The sequence below is a fragment of the Variovorax sp. Varisp85 genome (assembly GCF_047304045.1).
Lineage (GTDB): Bacteria > Pseudomonadota > Gammaproteobacteria > Burkholderiales > Burkholderiaceae_C > Variovorax.
The window spans coordinates 1-2,235 of sequence record NZ_JBGLYN010000134.1; the positions used below are offsets into that span (position 1 = coordinate 1).

Consider the following 2,235-nt stretch of genomic DNA (forward strand, 5'->3'; position numbering starts at 1 on the left):
GGTGCTGTAGCCCTGGAAATCTCGGTGCAGCCGGCCGTTGCGCTTGGCCACGGCCAGCGGGTCGCCTGGCAACGCGAAGTGGTCCATGCCGATGTACACATAGCCCGCATCCCTCAGCACCTCGATGGCGCGCGCCAGCATCCGCACCCGGATGGGAGCGTCGGGCAGGTCTTCGGCCAGGATGCGTCGTTGCGGCTTGAAGCGCTCCGGCAGGTGCGCGTAGGCATATAGCGCGATGCGATCCGGCCGCAACATGCACAGCTGCGCCAGCGTGCGCTCGAACGACGCGTCGTTCTGACGCGGCAGCCCGTAGATCAGGTCCACGTTGACCGACTCGAAACCCAACGCCCGCGCGTCGGCCATCAGCGCGAACACTTGCTCGGCAGGCTGGACGCGGTGCACCGCACGCTGCACGTCGGGGTCGAAATCCTGCACACCGAAGCTCAGGCGGTTGAATCCGAGCGACGCCAGGTGCGCCAGGCGGCCGGTGTCGACCGTGCGCGGATCGATTTCGATGGACTGCTCGCCGTCGGGCGCGAAGTCGAAGACGCCGCGCAGCATGGCCATGAGCCCGGTCAGTTCTGCGTCGTCGAGGAAGGTGGGCGAGCCACCGCCGAGGTGTAGCTGGCTCACGACCGTGCCCGGCCCGAGCTGCGCGGCCTGCAGCGCAGCCTCGCACGCGAGGTAGTCCAGGTAATGCCGCGCCTTCTCGTGATGCCGCGTGATGACCTTGTTGCAGGCGCAGTAGTAGCACAGCGATTCGCAAAACGGGATGTGCACGTACATCGACAGCGGTGCAGCCTGCGCGCCATCCGCGCGCCGCCGGCGCACGGCGCGCGCGTGGTCTTCGGCGCCGAAGGCCTCGACGAAGCGGTCGGCCGTGGGATAGGAGGTATAGCGCGGTCCGGGCACGTCGAACTGACGCAGCAGCTCGGCCGGCAACGAGGGCATGATGGGGTCGACGGTGGTGGAAATCATCTTGAACGCCAAGTCACAGGTCATGCCGGAGGGGGGCGCCACCGGTGGGCGGAGCCAGCAATGCGGTGCATGCACTCGACGCCGCCGCCATCAGCCAGAACACGAAGAACGAGGCCGTATAGATGCCCTGGCGCGACATGTGCAGCACATCGGCACCGCAATACACGCTGAGCGGATCGACCATCGCGAAGACCAGGACCTCCATGCCGCAGGCAACGAGGAAGGACGGCCACAGCACGGCCATGACCTGGCGCTGTGCGTTCATGGCGCCCTCTTTCTCGCTGGCGACGGCAGGTCGCTTGCCGGCGTGGCCGCATGGTTGCGCGCGGCGAGCGCGGGCATCGAGTCCTTGCCGGCCAGTGTCCGGTTGATCTCGATGCCCTCGCGATAGTAGTCCTCGGACACAAGGGCGTCGGGCCGGTGCCACGCGACCCAGAAGGTCGCGACGCTCGCGACCACCACCAGCGCGGGTCCGCCGATCACCATCCACACCAGCGGGTACCGCCACCACGCGGCGGCGACCGGTTCGTTCGTTGTTGCAATCATGTCGATACCTTTCAGCGCGGCACCAGGAAGACCGCTTTTTCGGAGACCTGCGCGCCGCCACCTTCTTCTCGTACGTCGAAGTACACGGTGTGCGAGCCCGAGGGCGTCACGCCGTAGGGCAACTGCAGGCGCACCGCCACCCAGCGCGACTGGGCGGCGTCCACCGTCACCGCCGGCTCGGACGCCACGGCCACTCCATCGAGACCGCGCGCGGAAATCGCATAGCGGCGCTGTTGCTCGGTGGCATTCATGATCTGCAGCCGATAGACGTTTTCCAGCCGACCTCCCTCGACGATGCGCGCCAGCGAAGCGCGGTCGCGCACCACGTCGACCTTGAACGGCGTGCGTGCGACCAGGCTGGCCAGAAGGCCGGACACCAGCACCGCGAGGATGGCCGTGTAGGCCAGCACGCGCGCCCGCAGCACGCGGCGCAGCAGCTGCGGGCGCGTCCAGCGGCCCTCCATGCCGTTCTGCGTGTCGTAGCGGATGAGGCGCGGCGGATACGCCATCTTTTGCATCACCGTATCGCAGGCATCCACGCACAGGCCGCAGCCGATGCACTCGTACTGCAGCCCCTGGCGGATGTCGATGCCGGTCGGGCAGACCTGCACGCACAGGCCGCAGTCGATGCAGTCGCCCAGCGCCAGCGTGCGCGGGTCGGGCCCCTTGCGGCGAGGCGCGGGGGGGGGGGCCCGCCCCCGGGGCGAGGGG

Annotated in this window: 4 protein-coding genes; all 4 read right to left on the bottom strand. The window is 68.5% G+C overall.

The window, feature by feature from the left end; genetic code table 11:
* On the bottom strand, window positions 1-951 hold a 951-nt coding region (gene hemN / locus ACCC97_RS28670), incomplete at its 3' end, for an oxygen-independent coproporphyrinogen III oxidase (protein WP_413336350.1).
* A 40-nt stretch (window positions 952-991) separates the two neighbouring features.
* Window positions 992-1,243, bottom strand: a complete 252-nt coding sequence (locus ACCC97_RS28675; protein WP_007832032.1) for a hypothetical protein — start codon at window positions 1,241-1,243, stop codon at window positions 992-994.
* Entirely contained in the window at window positions 1,240-1,524 is a 285-nt protein-coding gene (locus ACCC97_RS28680) for a FixH family protein (RefSeq protein WP_413311885.1), read from the bottom strand. The genes ACCC97_RS28675 and ACCC97_RS28680 overlap by 4 nt, the downstream gene beginning before the upstream one ends.
* An 11-nt stretch (window positions 1,525-1,535) precedes the next feature.
* A partial coding sequence (locus ACCC97_RS28685; RefSeq protein WP_413336348.1) for a FixG Ig-like domain-containing protein occupies window positions 1,536-2,235 on the bottom strand: 700 nt, incomplete at its 5' end.